The following is a 15,270-nucleotide window of genomic DNA, read 5'->3' on the forward strand; positions in this document are numbered from 1 at the left end:
TCTCCTCAGGGCTGAACGAAATGATAGAGAACATGCGGTTGTGACGTGAAGGACAGGCGCCAGCGCCCCTCGGCGCCATGGAATAGTAATTGCTCATAAGGGCCGCCGGCGCGGGCGCCGGTCGCCTGTTCGAACCGCATCGGGCCGATACGTTCCCAATAGGTGGTTTTCCCGTCGTTGGTGACGGTGACGGCATTCGGGCCCGCCGCGGCGATCTTCAGGTCGCGCTCGGGATCGGGCGCGCGCGCATAGTCGCGCCGGTTCACGCGATAGGCGCCGAGCGGCAATGTTTCGTTCGCGGGCGCAGCGACGCGCGGGGCTGGGGCGACGGGGAACAGCCGGCCGATGAGTGCCTCGGTCAGTTCGGTGCGCCCGCCATAGCTGCCCTCGCCGCCGGTCTCGGAGATGAAGAAGCCCAGCCCCGCCTCGGGCGCCAAAATCATGTTCGAATGGAAATCGCCGGTGTTGCCGCCATGCCCGACCATGCGCGGGCCTTTTTCGCGGACGACGAAAAAGCCGTGCGCCATGCCGGGCAGGCCGGGGGCGTTGGCGACCGAATTGGTCATCAGCAGCTTAACCGAGGCGGGTTTCAGGATGCGCGCCTTGCCGAGCGCGCCGCCGTTCATCATCGCCATCATGAAACGTGCCATGTCGGGGCCGCTGCTCGTTCCCGATCCCGCGGGCATCACCGGGCTGAACAGCTCGAACGGGTCGGCGACCAGCCGCCCGTCCTTGACCTGATAGCCCGACGCCATGCGCGGCGCGAGCGCGGCGGGCAACGGTTCGCGAAAGGTGGTCGAGCTCATGCCGAGCGGCGCGAAGATATGCTTTTCGACATAGTCGGGAAAGGCTTCGCCCGACACGCGCTCGACGATATAGCCGGCGAGAACCGAGCCATAGTTCGAATAGGAGGTCTCGGTCCCCGGGGCCCAATGGCGCACCGGGATATGCGTCTTCATCCATTCGACATAGGGTTGAATCTTGTCGGGCGTCGGCGCAGTCAGCCCGCCGACGTCGCTCATCCCCGGCGTGTGCGACAAGAGGTCGCGCACGCGGATCGGCTTGCCCTCAAACTCTGGGATTTTGAAATCGAGATATGTGTTCACATCGGCGTCGAGATCGACGCGGCCCGTCTCGACCTGTTGCAGCAGCGCGCTCCAGGTGAACATCTTCGACACCGACCCCGGCCGGAACAAAGTCTGCTGCCCGTCGACCGCGATGCCCTTGTCGATATCGGCAAAGCCGTAACCGCGGGAAAAAAGGACCTTGTCGCGATAGACGACGGTGACCACCGCACCCGCGACCTCGCGCGTCGCGATCTGCTGCGCCATCACGCCATCGACGAAATCGGCGAGCCCGCCGATCCGGTCCTGCGGGATGCTGTAGCTGGTTTCGGCGGCGGCCTGCGCCACGGCGGCGGAGGGCAGGGCGATCGAGCCGAGCAGCGCGGCGGCGAATGCGGTGCGGCGCAGGGCCGGAAAACGGGTCATGCAAGTCTCCGTAAAATCGGTGGATATCGCGCCGGTCATGCGAGGCAGCTGTCGACTAGTGCGTCGAATGCGGGTCCGCCGCGGATCGGATCGGCGACCGGCAAGCCGAGCCGCACGCTCTCGCGCGCCATCAGCTCGGTTGCCGCCGCTTCGCCCAGCGCCGAGGTGTTGAAAGCAAAGCCTCCGCATCGGATCGCGGGATTGGTCCGCCGGCCGAGCAACATCGTGAGCTCGACGATCTCCTCGACGCTGGTCAGCGTATAGCCCGCGGTGCCGAGCATCTCGGTACGGCCCGGCTCGTGGCAGACGACGAAGACATCGGGCTGGCTGCCGTGGAGCAGGCCGAGCGACACCGCGGCATAGGATGGGTGGGTCAGCGCGCCCTGGCCCTCGATCACGTCCCAGTGGTCCGCGGGCGCGTCGGGCGACAACAGCTCGGCCGCGCCCGCTTCGAAATCGGAGACGACGGCGTCCATCGCGATGCCGCCGCCCGCGATCATGATGCCCGTCTGGCCGCTCGCGCGGAAATCGCTGTCGATGCCGCGCGCCATGAAGGCGCGGTGCAGCGCCAGCGCGGTATATTTCTTGCCGAGTGCGCAGTCGGTGCCGACGGTCAGCAACCGCTTGCCGCTGCGCTTGCGCCCGGTGCCAACCGGGATCTGTGGCGGCGGCACGCGCACGTCGATCAGCTGGCGGCCGAGCCGGTGCGCGGCTTCGGCGAGTTCGGGGATATCGGAAAGGCGCATGTGCATGCCCGCGATCAGGTCGAGCCCCGCCTCCAGCGCCTCGACCAGCGACGCGCGCCAGTTCGCGGGGATCACGCCGCCCAGATTGGCGACGCCGATCACCAGCGCCCGCGCTCCGCGCGCATGGGCTTCGGCGGCGGTGAGCGCCTCCAGCCCGGTGGTGACCGTGGCGCCCGGCAGCCGCAGCTCGCCGACACATTTGTCGGGCGCCCAGTCCTTCAGCCCGAAGGCGGTCTTTGCGAAACCCGGGATCGTCGTGTCGCCAAGGAACAGCACATAGGGTTGCGGCAGAACAAGCGCGCCCGCGAGGCGGTCGGTCAGCGCGTTCATCAACCGCCCCACGTCGCGGTCAGGAGGCGCTGGAAATTGCCGCCGAGCACCGCAAGGATATTCGCATCGGAATATTTGCGGCGCAGCAGTTCTTCGGTCAGGTCGAACATCTTGAGCGGATGATCGAACCCGTCGACGTCGATCTTCTCGCGAAAGGCGTAGCTGTCCTTATAGGCGCCGCGCAGCATCTTGTTCATTTCGGGCGAGGTGTCGTCATAGCCATAGAGGTCGGAATCGGTGCCGACGCCGACATGGTCGATCCCCACGAGCTTCACGACATGGTCGATATGGTCGACATAGTTCACGATCGTCGTCGGGTCGGTCTTGCTCACGAAATTGCGCACCCCCGTGATGCCCATCACCCCGCCCTTGGCGGCGAGCGCCTTGATCGCCTCGTCGGTCTTGACGCGCGGGTGATCGATCAGTGCGCGGCAATTGCTGTGCGTGATCGCGATCGGCTTGGGCGAAATCTCGATTGCATCCAGGGTGGTGCGGTCGCCGCTGTGCGACACATCGACCAGCATGCCGACCTCGTTCATCGCCTTGATGATCTCGACGCCGAAATCGCTGACGCCGCCATCGACGCGCTCGGTCGATCCCGATCCGATGCGGTTCTGCGAATTATAGGTGAGCTGCGCACAGCGCTGGCCGATTTCGTAGAAGGTCTTGACGTCGGCGGGGCGGTTGAAATGGTCGGCGTTCTGCAATCCCATGATCACCGCGACCTTGCCGTCCTTTTTGGCGCGCAGGATGTCGGCGAATTTGTCGACGCCGGTGAAGACATGGCTGTTGCGCGCGACGAAATTGCCCCAGATCGCGAAGAAGCTGAGCGCCTGTTCCTTCGCCGTCGGGCCGCCGATGCCGACCGCGTGGTGGATGGCGTTGATGCCGCTGGCGCGAAAGTCAGCGGTTTCCTTTTCGCTCAGCGCCTTGGTGTAATAGCTGGGGTCGAAGTCGATCTTGATCGGCGCGAGCATGTCGACGACGACCGCACGCTGGACCAGCTCGATCGCGTGCTTCGAATAGGCGCGGTTCGTGAAGGGGCTGATCTGGATATTCGCGCGCGCGACATAAGGCGCGGCGAGGGGAGTAGCGAGCGCCGCGCCCGCGGCGCAAATCGCCTGCCGTCGAGAAAATAGCATCATCATCCCCTGTCTATTTTTGATTTTCTGATTAGGACGATATTATCCTGACAGGGCTTCGTCAATCCATCGCTTTCGAATCCTGAAAAACCTCTTCGCGTTCCAAGTGAGCGGCGAGCGTGTGTGCCATAGCCGCACCGCCGTCTTCCCGATTTTCGGCCCGATTCGACACCCGCGGCCGACGGGCGTCAGGGGGGCGAATGGCAGTTATGAGCCTATTTTCTCTCAAAAGAAATATATTGTCCTAAATAGGACATTGTGGCAGCTTCCATGGGGGGAACCAAAAAGGGCCGCCATCGAGCGGCTCAGCACAAAGGGGTGGATGAGATGCGTAAGGACAGTGATAAGCTCGGTTACCGGCTCGCGCGCGGCAGCAGCATTGCGGCGTTGGCGGCCGGATTATGGCTCGCGGTGCCGGCCGCGGCGCAAACCGTCGCCGAGACCGAGGCCACCGCCGATGAGGAAATCCTCGTCACCGGATCGCGTATCGCGCGCGCCGGTTTCGATCAGCCGACCCCCACGACGGTGATCGGCGAGGATGAATTGCGCCTCGGCGCGCGTCCGAACATCCAGCAGGTGCTGAACGACCTGCCGCAAATCCGCCCCACCACGACGCCGACCGTGTCGAACGGCAACACCTCGACCGGCACCGCGCCCGTCGACATGCGCGGCCTCGGTTCGAACCGCACGCTGGTGCTGCTCGACGGCCGCCGCTTCGTCGGCGAGGGCAATCTGAACTTCATCCCGACAAATCTGGTCGAGCGCGTCGAGGTCGTGACCGGCGGCGCCTCGGCCGCCTGGGGCTCCGGCGCGGTCGCGGGCGTCGTCAACATCCTGCTCGACAAGGATTATGACGGGCTGTCGATCGGCGGCAATGTTGGCGTTTCGTCGCGCGGCGATGGGTTCCGCTATGGTTTCGACGCGAAATTCGGCACCGGCTTCGCCGACGGGCGCGGCCATTTCATCATCGGCGGCGAATATGTCAAAGACAGCGGCGTAATCAACCGCAGCACGCGCCCGAACCTCAACAGCCCCGATTTCATTCCGTCGGGCACGGGGTCGGAACTGGTCCGCGATGTGAACTTCGGCAATGTCACGCTGGGCGGCCTGATCACCAGCGGCGTGCTCGCGGGACAGACGTTCAACGCCGACGGCACGCTGCGCGCTTTCGGTCGCGGTACGAGCGTCGGCGCGGGCGCTTTCCCGCTGCGGATGGTCGGCGGCGCGGACGGCATCAACCTCTATGATACGATTCCCGTCTCCTCGCCTTTCGAACGGCTGAGCACCTACGCCCGGCTGAGCTATGAGGTCGGCGACGCGACCTTCTGGGTCGACGGCAGCTATGCGCGCTCGCTGTCGAACGCGCCCTTCTTCGGCGACTATACGGTCGGCGGGGCGCTTGGTCTGCCGTATCTGACGATCCAGGCGAACAACCCCTATCTGTCGACCGCGGTCCGCGACCGGCTCGCTGCCGCGGGCGAGACGAGCTTTACCTTCGGCCGCTATTTCAACGACATCCTTCAACTGCAGTTCCGCGGCGAGCGGGTCAGCAAGGAAGGCGCGATTGGCGTCGACGGCACGTTCGGCAACGGCTTCCGCTACAAGGCCTGGTACAGCCATGGCGAGGTCGAGAGCGAACAGTCGATGGGCAACTCTCGGCTGGTCCGGCAGTTCAGCAACGCGATCAACGCGGTGTCGAGCGGCGGGCAAATCGTCTGCGCGATCAATGCCGACGCCAACCCGGCGAATGACGATCCGGCGTGCCGCCCGCTCAACCCCTTCGGCGCATTGAACGCGTCGCCCGAAGCGCGCGACTATGTCACGGGGGCGCAGCAATCGTTCGGCACCACCAAGCTCGATTCGGTGGGCGCCGAAGTGCAGGGCGATCTCTTCTCCTTGTGGGCCGGCCCGGTGACCGTCGCGATCGGCGCCGAGGCACGCTGGGAAGAACAGATCTCGTCGCGCGATGATTTCACGATCGCGAACGCCAGCAACTTCGGCATTCTCGTCTTTTCGACGCCCACCTCGGGCGGGTTCAACGTCAAGGAAGCGTTCGGCGAAGTCCTGTTCCCGCTGCTCAAACTCGAAAATGCGGTCGAAATCGACCTGAGCGGCGCGGCACGCTATTCGGATTACAGCACCAGCGGCGGCATCTGGACGTGGAAAGCCGGCGGCACCGCGCGGCTGTTTGGCGACCTGCTGCTGCGCGCAACGCGCTCGCGCGACATTCGCTCGCCGGGCATCGGCGAATTGTTTGCGCTCCGCGCGATCAACATCGGGCCGCTCAACGATCAGGACAGGGCCGGGCGCGCCGCGGCCAACCCCGCCTATAATCCGCAGCCCTCGACCGTGACGACATTCACCGGCGGCAATCCCAATCTGGTGCCCGAAGTGAGCTATACGACGGCCATCGGCGCAACATATTCGCCGTCCTTCCTGCGCGGCTTCAGCGCTTCGGTCGATTATTACAAGATCAAGATCGACGGTGCGGTCACGGCGCTGAACGGATCGAACCTCACGCTCTTGTGCTCGCGCGGGGTCACATCCGCCTGCGACAGCATCACGCGTGATGCGACGGGGACGGTTACGCAGGTGGCCGCCACCCAGCAGAATATCGCGAGCTTCGAGACGAGCGGGCTCGACATGGAGGCATCCTATGTCGTCAACCTGTCGAACGTCAGTGCGGGCCTGCCGGGCAGCCTGCGCATCCGCGCGCTGGCGACCTATGTCGACAAGCTGGTGTTCGATACCGGCGTTACGCGCGTCGAGACCGCCGGCGATGTCGGCGATTCGGTGCTGCGCGCGACGCCGAAATGGCGCGGGACGCTCAGCGCGACCTATGAGGATGACAATGTCGGGTTCGACATCCGCGCGCGGTACGTCGATGGCGGCAATTTTGACCGGACGCGCACGACGCTGATCAACAACAAGATCGCCTCGCGGACCTATGTCGACCTCGGCGCGCGGTTCAAGATCGACGATCGCTTCATGCTGTTCGGCAATGTGAACAATGTGTTCGACCGCGATCCCCCGCTCATCACCGTCAACAGCACGCTGTACGACGTCGTCGGCCGCTACTTCACCGTCGGCGCGCGGGTCGATTTCTAATCGGATCCGTTTTCGGGGCAGTTCGAAGCAACGCCACGCAGTCCCGGCCTTGCTTCGACTGCCTCGAGAAGTTTCTGCGTCAGGGCCGGGCGGCGGTGACGATGATTTCCACCCGGTAATCGGGGGTTGCCAGACGAACTTCGCCGGTCGCCCGCGTCGGCGCATTGGCGCCGCCAATCCATTCTTCCCAAACCACGTTCATGGCGGCGAAATCGGCCATATCGGCCAACCAGACCATGGCCGTGAGCAGGTGCGACCGGTCGGTGCCGGCCTCGGCGAGCAATTCGTCGATCGATGCGAGAATGGCGTGCGTTTGCGCGGTCGCGTCCTCGCCCGGTGCGCCAACCTGGCCGGCAAGATAAACGATGCCGCCATGGATCACGGCCTGGCTCATGCGCGGGCCCGAATGCAGGCGTTCGATGCTCATATAAATCTCCTTCGGTGGGGTCGGGTAAAATGAAATCATGGCTGTGAGGCGGCCGCCGGGAAAGTGATTCCGCGCCAGCTCGCCGAGGGGCGGATGACAGGTCAGGGCCGCTTCGGCAATTTGATCGTGCGCACGGTGCCGTCGCGTCGCGCACCGGCGGCGCCTGTACGGCGCTTCTGAAGGCACTGAAATATGCTGATGGTGCCGGCTACAGGATTCGAACCCGTGGCCCCCTGATTACAAATCAGGTGCTCTACCAACTGAGCTAAGCCGGCACGGCTGACCGCCCCTTAGCATTTTTCGGCCGGATGGAAACATCCGACGTTGGGAAAATGCGGCAAGCAGGAAATCGTCAGATGATGCCAAAGGTCCAGCCCTCGGTTCGCGCAAGGCGGTCCGGCAGCGGCGACGGCGACCAGGGGGCGGCGTCGCCGGCGATCGCGCGCAGCCAGGCGGCGGTCAGCAGCGCGTCGCTCGCATGGTCGCTGACCGGCCCTGTCAACCGGCACGGCGGCGAGCCCAGCGCCGCGAGCGCCGCATCGAGCGCCGCGCCGTCGCGGATCTTGCTGCGCCCCGGGGGCAGCCCGGCCGCGCGCGCGGCCAGGCTGGTGTAGATTTCGACCAGCATCGGACCCGCTCCCGGCACCGGATCGCCGGGCCACAACGGGATGCGGCGCGACAGCCGGTGGAGCAGGCGCATGCCCGACAGGCTGGCCTTGCCGACCTGCGCCGCACCGACGAGGTTGAAATTGCTGACGCTCGCCGCCTGCTTCGTCGCGCGCTGGTGATGCTCGACGACGCGCAGCCGCCCGGCGCCCGCTTCGAACAGGTCGCCCGCCTCGCCGCGCTGCCGGAAATGCCGCCGCGCCTCGGCGTGCGCCAGAAATCCCCCCGCTTCATAATGCGGATCGCCGCCCGCCAGCCGTTCGACGAGTGCCCACAGCGTGCGCATGTCGGCCGGGCTCTCCGCCCAGCCGGGGAAATAGGCGCCATGGTCGGCAAAGGCGAAGGCGGCCGAAAAGTCGAAACCGATCAGCATATTCTCGCCCGCCGCCGCAACACCCTCCAGCCATTCGAGAATTTCGCTCCGCGACCAGATATGCCCCGGCCGCACCAGCGCGGGCGCCGCGCTGCCGCTCGCGACCGCCAGGGCGATCCCGCGCTGGCGCGGGCCGCGTGCGCCCGACCAGTCGAGCGCGGCAAAATGGGTGAAAGGACGCATCGCCGCGCCTTAGCGCATCCATGTCGTCTTGCACAAAGCCTCGCTCGGCCCCACATGCACCCCATGCTGATCGAAACCGAATCGACGCCCAATCCCGCGACGCTCAAATTCCTGCCCGGCCGGGCGGTAATGGAGGCGGGAACCCGCGACTTTGCCAGCCCCGAAGAGGCCGAGGCGTCGCCGCTCGCCAGCGCGCTTTTCTCGCTTGGCGACGTGACGGGGGTCTTTTTCGGCCGCGATTTCGTGTCGGTGACGATCGCGCCCGGCGCCGAATGGGCCGATGCAAAGCCCGACGTGCTCGGCATCGTGATGGATCACTTCCTCGCCGACGTGCCGCTGTTCAACGCCGCAAGCGCGGGTTTTTCGGTGCCGCCCGAGGATGAGGCCGGTTTTGCCGACGATCCCGCCGACGCCGACATCATCGAGCAGATCAAGGAACTGATCGAAACGCGCGTCCGCCCCGCGGTCGCCAACGACGGCGGCGACATCGTCTATCGCGGTTTCGACAAGGGCAATGTGTATCTGAAGATGCAGGGCGCGTGTGCGGGATGCCCGTCCTCGACCGCGACGCTCAAGAATGGCATCGAGTCCCTCTTGAAACATTATGTGCCTGAGGTAACGGCAGTCCACGCCGTCTGATCAAAAATCATTTCAGGAGATGCCCATGAGCGAGCCGCTTTCCGACAGCGCTCTCGACCAGCTGTTTCGTACCGCGCGCACCTATAACGGCTATCTCGACAAGCCCGTTTCGGAGACGCAGCTGCATGCGATCTGGGATCTGGTGAAGTTCGGCCCGACCAGCGCCAACAGCCTGCCGGCGCGGATCGTCTGGTGCGTGACCGACGAAGCGAAGGCGAAGCTCGCCGCGCACGCGATACCGGGGAACGAGGAAAAGATCCGGAAGGCGCCGGTCACCGCGATCATCGCGAGCGACAATGAATTTTACGAAAATCTGCCCGAATTCTTCCCGCATACCGACGCGCGCAGCTGGTTCGCGGGCAACGAGGCGCTGGCGCAGACGACCGCTTTCCGCAATGCCACCCTCCAGGGCGCCTATTTCATCCTCGCGGCGCGCGCGCTCGGGCTCGATACCGGGCCGATGTCGGGGTTCAACAACGCCGGGGTGGACGAGGCCTTCTTTGCCGACCAGCCGAATGTGAAGAGCAACTTCATCTCGACCCTCGGCTATGGCGATGCGGCAACGATCTTCGATCGCAGCCCGCGCCCCGATTTCGCCCGCTTCAACCGCATCGTCTGAGCGAGCATCCTGCCTCGATGCGGTATCTGGTCATCGATTCGGCGAGCGAAGCCTGTTCGGTGGCGCTGCTGGAGGCCGGGGCGGTCGTCGACCATCGTCACGAGGTGATCGGCCGCGGCCACGCCGAACGGCTGGTTCCGCTGATCGCCGAACTTGCAGGCGGCGGCCGCGCCGACGTCATCGTCGCGGGATGCGGCCCGGGCAGCTTTGCCGGGGTCCGGATCGGCGTTGCGGCGGCGCGTGCGCTGGCGCTCGGGTGGCAGGTGCCGGTGCATGGCTTTTCGACGCTCGCGCTGGTTGCGGCCGGCGCCGCCGACGAGATCGCAGCCGCCGGCGGCGCGCTGGTGGTGATGGAGGGCGGCCACGGCCAATACTTCGTCCAGCCGTTCGCGGCGGACCTGACGCCGCGCGGCGAGATTCGCTCGCTGCTGCCCGACGACGCCGTCCTGATCGGCGACGAACTGGTCGTCGGCAATCGCGCCGAGCCCTTTGTCGCGCGCCGCGGCACCGGACGCGCGCTGGCGGCGCTGCCCGACGCGCGCGCCTTCCTGCGGTTGCCGCCCGCTTTGCTGATCGATGGGCCCAGCCCGATTTACGGCCGCGCGCCCGATGCCAAGCCGATGGCGCCGGCATGAGTGGCGCCATCCGCCTCGCCACCGCCCGCGTCGGCGATCTCGCCGCGGTGATGCGCGTGATGGAGGCCGCGTTCGAGCCCGCCTATGGCGAAGCGTGGAGCGGCGCGCAGCTTTTGACCTTGTTCGCGCTGCCCTCGGCGCGCGTGTGCCTCGCGTGGGACGGCGATCACGCGTGCGGTTTCTCGGCGGCGCGCATCGCCGGGCCCGAAAGCGAATTATTATTGCTCGCGGTCGACCCGCAGTTTCGCGGCCGCGGTATCGGTGCATTACTGATCGACGACTGGCGGGCATGGGCCGCCGAACAGGGTGCCGAAGACTATTTTCTTGAAATGCGCGCCGATAATGACGCGGTTCATCTCTATGAGAGCGCAGGTTTTGCAGAGTGCGGCCGACGGCCGGCCTATTACCGCGGTAATGATGGGGTGGTTCGCGACGCAATTACGATGCGCCGGTCGGCACGCGGTGAAAAGGCGGACTGATCGGTCATTGCGGAATTCCATCCAAAGTGGCAGTATTCTGGCTGGCGGAAGAACAAATCCAATATTCGCCGGCATGTCTTCTGGGTAATAAGAATCAAGGAATAGTCTCATGTCCGACCAAGCCGATACCAACGAGATGCTCGTTACGCTTACCGCTGACATCGTCGCCGCACATGTCAGCAACAACAGCGTCGCGATTTCGGATCTCTCCATTTTGATAAATAATGTTCACGCCGCCTTGTCGGGTCTCGGCAGCGAACCGGTCGTCGAGGAAAAGCTGGTGCCGGCGGTGTCGATCCGTACCTCGGTCAAGCCCGACTTCATCGTCTGTCTCGAGGACGGCAAAAAGCTCAAAATGCTGCGCCGCCACCTGATGACGCATTATGGCATGACCCCCGACGATTATCGCGCAAAGTGGGGCCTGCCCGCCGACTATCCGATGGTCGCGCCGAACTATGCCGAAAAGCGCCGCGCGCTGGCCAAGGAAATCGGCCTCGGCACCAAGGGCCGCGGCGGCGGGCGCAAGCGCAAGCCCAAGGTCTGAACCTTAGGGTCAGGGCCTAAGATAAATCGCTCCATCCGGAGCAGGGAAGGGCGGCGTCGTAGGGGTGCCGCCCTTGTCCTATCCGCGGGGCGTGCCTATACAGTTTGTAACAAAGACAGACACGGCTGCATCTGCAGGAAAGGCAAGCATGTCCGGCAATATCGATCTCGAAGCATTGTGCCACGAAAAGGGGCTCCGTATCACCGAGCAGCGCCGCATCATTGCGCGCGTCATTTCGGATTCGGAGGATCATCCCGACGTCGAGACGCTGTATGAGCGCGCGTCAAAGGTCGACAGCGGCATTTCGATCGCCACTGTCTACCGCACCGTCCGCCTGTTCGAAGAGGCGGGCATCCTCGACCGCCACGATTTCGGCGACGGCCGCTCGCGCTACGAAGCCGCGCCCGAGGCGCATCACGATCATCTGATCGACGTCGAAACGGGCAAGGTGATCGAATTCGTCGATCCCGAGCTTGAGGCGTTGCAAAAGGTGATCGCCGAACGGCTGGGCTTCCGCCTCGTCGACCATCGCATGGAGCTTTATGGTGTCGCCATCGATCGCAAGCGCGACTGATCGCGCCTCGATCACCTGGCGGACGGTCGCCCGTCTCGCCTTGATGGTGCTGACGCTGCTTTTCCTGATCGTCCCGCACCTCCTCTACCGCGCCGCCCGGCGCCCGTCGCCGATGGTGATGGCCTTCCTCAACGCCGTCGGCTGGATCGCAGGGCTGCGCATCCGCACGACGGGCACGCGGCTCCGGCGCAACGTCCTGTTCGTGTCGAACCATGTGAGCTGGCTCGACATTCTCGCGCTCGGCGGCGCCGCGCGCTCGGCGTTCGTGTCGAAGGCCGAGGTCGGTGAAACCCCGCTCGTCGGCTGGCTCGCCGACCAGAACCACACCGTCTATGTCCAGCGCGAGGCGCGGCGCGAAATCCACAATCAGGCGAACGAGCTGCGGGGTGCGCTCGCGCGCGGCCGCCCGGTGACGCTCTTCCCCGAAGGCACGACGGGGCCGGGCGACGGCCTGCTGCCCTTCCGCGCCTCGTTGTTCCAGGCGGTGATCCCGACGCCTCCGAACCTGCGCGTGCAGCCGGTGTTTCTCGATTACGGGCATGAGGCGAACGATATCGCCTGGCTCGATCCCGAATCGGGGCTCGACAATTTCAAGCGGCTGCTCGCGCGCAAGCGCCCGGTCCACCTGACGATCCACTATCTCGATCCCTTGCCCGATATCGTCGAGGGCGACCGCAAGCTGCTCGCCGAGGCCGCGCGCGCCTCGATTGCGGAGGAAATTGCGCGGTCTTCCGCCGGCGCGCCGCATCGCCTATAGCGCGCCGATGAAATCCGACTCTCCCCCAAGTCCTCAAAAGACTTTTCACGTCAAATCCTTCGGCTGCCAGATGAACGTCTATGACGGCGAGCGCATGGCCGAGATGCTGGGCGCCGAAGGCTATGTCGCCGCCGCCGACGGCGCGGACGCCGACCTCGTCGTGCTCAACACCTGTCACATCCGCGAAAAGGCGGCCGAGAAAGTCTATTCGGACATTGGCCGGCTGAAGCGCGCCGACGGCAGCCGCCCGACGATCGCGGTCGCCGGCTGCGTCGCACAGGCCGAGGGCGCCGAAATCGCACGCCGCGCTCCGACCGTCGATGTCGTCGTCGGTCCGCAGGCATATCACCGCCTTCCCGACCTGATCGCCCGCGCCGCGCGCGGCGAAAAAGCCGTCGACCTCGACATGCCCGCCGAGAGCAAGTTCGGCGCGCTGCCCAAACGTGCGGGCGGGCAGCGCCCGACCGCTTTCCTGACCGTCCAGGAAGGCTGCGACAAATTCTGCACCTATTGCGTCGTGCCCTACACGCGCGGCGCCGAGATCAGCCGGCCGTTCGCCGACCTGATCGCCGAGGCGCGCGCGCTGGTCGCGGGCGGGGTGCGCGAAATCACCTTGCTCGGCCAGAACGTCAACGCATGGGACGGCGAGGACGACAAGGGCCGGGTGATCGGCCTCGACGGGCTGATCCGCGAACTCGCGCGCGAGGACGGGTTAGAGCGCATCCGCTACACGACCAGCCACCCCAACGACATGACCGACGGGCTGATCGCCGCGCATGGCGAGATCGACAAGCTGATGCCCTTTCTCCACCTGCCGGTGCAGGCGGGCAGCGACCGCATCCTCGCCGCGATGAACCGCAGCCATTCGGTCGAAAGCTATCTCAAGATCATCGAACGCGTCCGCGCGGTGCGCCCCGACATCGCGATCTCGGGCGACTTCATCGTCGGCTTCCCCGGCGAGACCGACGCCGATTTCGAGGCGACGCTCGATATCGTCCGCGCCACCAATTATGCGATGGCGTACAGCTTCAAATATTCGCGCCGCCCCGGCACCCCCGCCGCGACGATGGACGATCAGATCGACGAAGCGGTGCTCAACGAGCGCCTCCAACGCCTCCAGGCGCTGCTCAACGAACAGCAGCAGGCGTTCAACGAAGCGACCGTCGGTCGCACCACGCGTCTGCTCCTCGAGCGCAAGGGCAAGCTCGACGGCCAGCTGATCGGCAAGTCGCCCTGGCTCCAGTCGGTGCATGTCATCGCGCCGGGGCTCAAGATCGGCGATATGATCGACGTGCGGATCACGTCGGCCGGTGCCAACAGCGTTGGCGCCGAAGCGCTGATGGAAGAGGTCGCCTAGTGGGCAGGACGGAAGCTGTCTCCCCGAAGACACACTCCGTCTCCTTCCGTCCTATTTGCAGCCCGCAAGTCATGGACTCCCGCCTTGACGGGGCTACAGTCATGTCGTCGATCGAAGGAGCCTTGCTTATATGTCCAAACGCCCGCTGACCGCCTCCGCCCCCGCCGAACCCGGCGACCGCGTCCGACTGACGGCGGAATTTGAGCGAACGCAGCTTTTGGGCATCCTCTTCGGCGAATTCGACCGCAACCTCGTCGCGATCGAAAACCGCCTCGGCGTCTATATCTCGGCGCGCGGCAACCGCGTGCAGATCGAGGGCGAGGCCGAGGCCGCGGCGCGCGCGCGCGACGTGCTCACCGAACTCTACAATCGGATCGAACAGGGGCAGGAGGTCGACACCGGCCTGGTCGACGGGGTGATCGCGATGTCGGCGCAGCCGACGCTCGCGGGCATCATCCGCCACGACAAGGACGAAGCGCCGCCGATCATGATCCGCACGCGCAAAAAGACGATCGTCCCGCGCGCGCCGTCGCAGGTGCCCTATATGCAGGCGCTCGCCCGCGACGACGTGATTTTCGCGCTCGGCCCCGCGGGCACCGGCAAGACCTATCTCGCGGTTGCGCAGGCGGTTGCGCAGCTGATTACCGGCAGCGTCCAGCGCCTCATCCTGTCGCGCCCCGCGGTGGAAGCGGGCGAAAAGCTCGGCTTCCTTCCCGGCGACATGAAGGAAAAGGTCGATCCGTACCTCCGCCCGCTCTACGACGCGCTCCACGACTGCCTGCCCGCCGAGCAGGTCGAGCGCCGTATTGCGTCAGGCGAGATCGAGATCGCGCCGCTCGCCTTCATGCGCGGGCGCACGCTCGCCGACGCCTTCATCATCCTCGACGAGGCGCAGAACACGACGATCCCGCAGATGAAGATGTTCCTCACCCGCTTCGGCATGAACAGCCGCATGGTGGTCTGCGGCGACCCCAAGCAGGTCGACTTGCCGATCCCCGCAACCTCGGGCCTCGCCGACGCGGTCGGCCGGCTCGAAGGGCTGGAGGGCATCAACGTCAGCTATTTCACCAGCGCCGACGTCGTTCGCCACCCGATCGTCGGGCGGATCGTCGATGCCTATGAAGGGCCGGGGGCTTAGCGCGCGGAACAGCGTCGGCTTTGGGGTCGGAAGCGGACGTTACTTGATTCCCCTTCGTCATCC

General features: G+C 65.4%; 15 protein-coding genes and 1 tRNA gene. 10 read left to right on the forward strand and 6 right to left on the reverse strand.

Annotated elements, in window-relative coordinates; genetic code table 11:
- Positions 1–5: 5 nt before the first annotated feature.
- Genes ACTJI5_RS10440 through ACTJI5_RS10450 form a run of 3 tightly spaced genes read right to left on the reverse strand, consistent with a single transcriptional unit; the run spans position 6 to position 3,711 of the window.
- Positions 6–1,490, reverse strand: a complete 1,485-nt coding sequence (locus ACTJI5_RS10440) for a serine hydrolase domain-containing protein (RefSeq protein WP_440860246.1) — start codon at positions 1,488–1,490, stop codon at positions 6–8.
- A gap of 35 nt (positions 1,491–1,525) precedes the next feature.
- Positions 1,526–2,566 (reverse strand): DUF1611 domain-containing protein, encoded by a 1,041-nt coding sequence (locus ACTJI5_RS10445; protein ID WP_440860247.1) that lies wholly within the window; start codon positions 2,564–2,566, stop codon positions 1,526–1,528.
- On the reverse strand, positions 2,566–3,711 hold the full coding sequence (locus ACTJI5_RS10450) for a dipeptidase (RefSeq protein WP_440860248.1): 1,146 nt from the start codon (positions 3,709–3,711) through the stop codon (positions 2,566–2,568). Before ACTJI5_RS10450 ends, ACTJI5_RS10445 begins: the two co-directional genes overlap by 1 nt.
- Positions 3,712–4,035: 324 nt before the next feature.
- On the opposite strand from ACTJI5_RS10450, the gene ACTJI5_RS10455 reads away from it, so the two are divergent.
- Positions 4,036–6,816, forward strand: a complete 2,781-nt coding sequence (locus tag ACTJI5_RS10455) for a TonB-dependent receptor domain-containing protein (protein WP_440860249.1) — start codon at positions 4,036–4,038, stop codon at positions 6,814–6,816.
- Between the two features lie 79 nt (positions 6,817–6,895).
- On the opposite strand, the gene ACTJI5_RS10460 is transcribed toward ACTJI5_RS10455, so the two are convergent.
- From ACTJI5_RS10460 to ACTJI5_RS10470, 3 genes are all read right to left on the reverse strand, one after another.
- Positions 6,896–7,243, reverse strand: a complete 348-nt coding sequence (locus ACTJI5_RS10460) for a RidA family protein (protein WP_440860250.1) — start codon at positions 7,241–7,243, stop codon at positions 6,896–6,898.
- 199 nt (positions 7,244–7,442) lie between these two features.
- Positions 7,443–7,518, reverse strand: a tRNA-Thr gene (locus tag ACTJI5_RS10465).
- 77 nt (positions 7,519–7,595) lie between these two features.
- Complete coding sequence (locus ACTJI5_RS10470) at positions 7,596–8,465, reverse strand: hypothetical protein (protein WP_440860251.1); 870 nt, start codon at positions 8,463–8,465, stop codon at positions 7,596–7,598.
- Between the two features lie 63 nt (positions 8,466–8,528).
- Between ACTJI5_RS10470 and ACTJI5_RS10475 the strand changes: the two genes are divergently transcribed.
- From ACTJI5_RS10475 to ACTJI5_RS10515, 9 genes are all read left to right on the forward strand, one after another.
- Entirely contained in the window at positions 8,529–9,104 is a 576-nt protein-coding gene (locus tag ACTJI5_RS10475; protein ID WP_058537197.1) for a NifU family protein, read from the forward strand.
- A gap of 25 nt (positions 9,105–9,129) precedes the next feature.
- On the forward strand, positions 9,130–9,723 hold the full coding sequence (locus ACTJI5_RS10480; protein ID WP_058537196.1) for a malonic semialdehyde reductase: 594 nt from the start codon (positions 9,130–9,132) through the stop codon (positions 9,721–9,723).
- A 17-nt stretch (positions 9,724–9,740) separates the two neighbouring features.
- Positions 9,741–10,358, forward strand: coding sequence for a tRNA (adenosine(37)-N6)-threonylcarbamoyltransferase complex dimerization subunit type 1 TsaB (gene tsaB, locus ACTJI5_RS10485; RefSeq protein ID WP_058537195.1), 618 nt, complete (start codon positions 9,741–9,743; stop codon positions 10,356–10,358).
- On the forward strand, positions 10,355–10,837 hold the full coding sequence (locus ACTJI5_RS10490) for a GNAT family N-acetyltransferase (RefSeq protein ID WP_294048487.1): 483 nt from the start codon (positions 10,355–10,357) through the stop codon (positions 10,835–10,837). Before tsaB ends, ACTJI5_RS10490 begins: the two co-directional genes overlap by 4 nt.
- 109 nt (positions 10,838–10,946) lie before the next feature.
- Positions 10,947–11,381, forward strand: coding sequence for a MucR family transcriptional regulator (locus ACTJI5_RS10495; RefSeq protein ID WP_058537193.1), 435 nt, complete (start codon positions 10,947–10,949; stop codon positions 11,379–11,381).
- Positions 11,382–11,529: 148 nt separating this feature from the next.
- A complete protein-coding gene (locus ACTJI5_RS10500) occupies positions 11,530–11,955 on the forward strand; it encodes a Fur family transcriptional regulator (RefSeq protein ID WP_056369183.1) in 426 nt (141 codons plus the stop codon).
- Complete coding sequence (locus ACTJI5_RS10505; RefSeq protein WP_440860252.1) at positions 11,924–12,712, forward strand: lysophospholipid acyltransferase family protein; 789 nt, start codon at positions 11,924–11,926, stop codon at positions 12,710–12,712. The genes ACTJI5_RS10500 and ACTJI5_RS10505 overlap by 32 nt, the downstream gene beginning before the upstream one ends.
- A 7-nt stretch (positions 12,713–12,719) precedes the next feature.
- Positions 12,720–14,069, forward strand: coding sequence for a tRNA (N6-isopentenyl adenosine(37)-C2)-methylthiotransferase MiaB (gene miaB, locus ACTJI5_RS10510; protein ID WP_440860253.1), 1,350 nt, complete (start codon positions 12,720–12,722; stop codon positions 14,067–14,069).
- A gap of 130 nt (positions 14,070–14,199) precedes the next feature.
- Positions 14,200–15,207 carry a PhoH family protein gene (locus ACTJI5_RS10515; RefSeq protein ID WP_058537192.1) on the forward strand — a complete coding sequence of 336 codons (1,008 nt, stop codon included), beginning with the start codon at positions 14,200–14,202 and terminating at the stop codon, positions 15,205–15,207.
- The last annotated feature ends 63 nt before the right edge of the window (positions 15,208–15,270 follow it).

Source organism: Sphingopyxis sp. 22461 (genome assembly GCF_052044915.1).
Taxonomy (GTDB): Bacteria; Pseudomonadota; Alphaproteobacteria; order Sphingomonadales; family Sphingomonadaceae; genus Sphingopyxis.

Bases quoted from the DNA above. Each gene is read 5' to 3' on its own strand.
- ACTJI5_RS10460 (WP_440860250.1), bottom strand. From the start codon at position 7,243: ATGAGCATCGAACGCCTGCATTCGGGCCCGCGCATGAGCCAGGCCGTG.
- ACTJI5_RS10515 (WP_058537192.1), top strand. From the start codon at position 14,200: ATGTCCAAACGCCCGCTGACCGCCTCCGCCCCCGCCGAACCCGGCGAC.
- ACTJI5_RS10450 (WP_440860248.1), bottom strand. From the start codon at position 3,711: ATGATGCTATTTTCTCGACGGCAGGCGATTTGCGCCGCGGGCGCGGCG.
- ACTJI5_RS10495 (WP_058537193.1), top strand. From the start codon at position 10,947: ATGTCCGACCAAGCCGATACCAACGAGATGCTCGTTACGCTTACCGCT.
- ACTJI5_RS10475 (WP_058537197.1), top strand. From the start codon at position 8,529: ATGCTGATCGAAACCGAATCGACGCCCAATCCCGCGACGCTCAAATTC.
- miaB (WP_440860253.1), top strand. From the start codon at position 12,720: ATGAAATCCGACTCTCCCCCAAGTCCTCAAAAGACTTTTCACGTCAAA.
- ACTJI5_RS10500 (WP_056369183.1), top strand. From the start codon at position 11,530: ATGTCCGGCAATATCGATCTCGAAGCATTGTGCCACGAAAAGGGGCTC.
- ACTJI5_RS10480 (WP_058537196.1), top strand. From the start codon at position 9,130: ATGAGCGAGCCGCTTTCCGACAGCGCTCTCGACCAGCTGTTTCGTACC.
- ACTJI5_RS10470 (WP_440860251.1), bottom strand. From the start codon at position 8,465: ATGCGTCCTTTCACCCATTTTGCCGCGCTCGACTGGTCGGGCGCACGC.
- ACTJI5_RS10445 (WP_440860247.1), bottom strand. From the start codon at position 2,566: ATGAACGCGCTGACCGACCGCCTCGCGGGCGCGCTTGTTCTGCCGCAA.
- tsaB (WP_058537195.1), top strand. From the start codon at position 9,741: ATGCGGTATCTGGTCATCGATTCGGCGAGCGAAGCCTGTTCGGTGGCG.
- ACTJI5_RS10505 (WP_440860252.1), top strand. From the start codon at position 11,924: ATGGTGTCGCCATCGATCGCAAGCGCGACTGATCGCGCCTCGATCACC.
- ACTJI5_RS10455 (WP_440860249.1), top strand. From the start codon at position 4,036: ATGCGTAAGGACAGTGATAAGCTCGGTTACCGGCTCGCGCGCGGCAGC.
- ACTJI5_RS10490 (WP_294048487.1), top strand. From the start codon at position 10,355: ATGAGTGGCGCCATCCGCCTCGCCACCGCCCGCGTCGGCGATCTCGCC.
- ACTJI5_RS10440 (WP_440860246.1), bottom strand. From the start codon at position 1,490: ATGACCCGTTTTCCGGCCCTGCGCCGCACCGCATTCGCCGCCGCGCTG.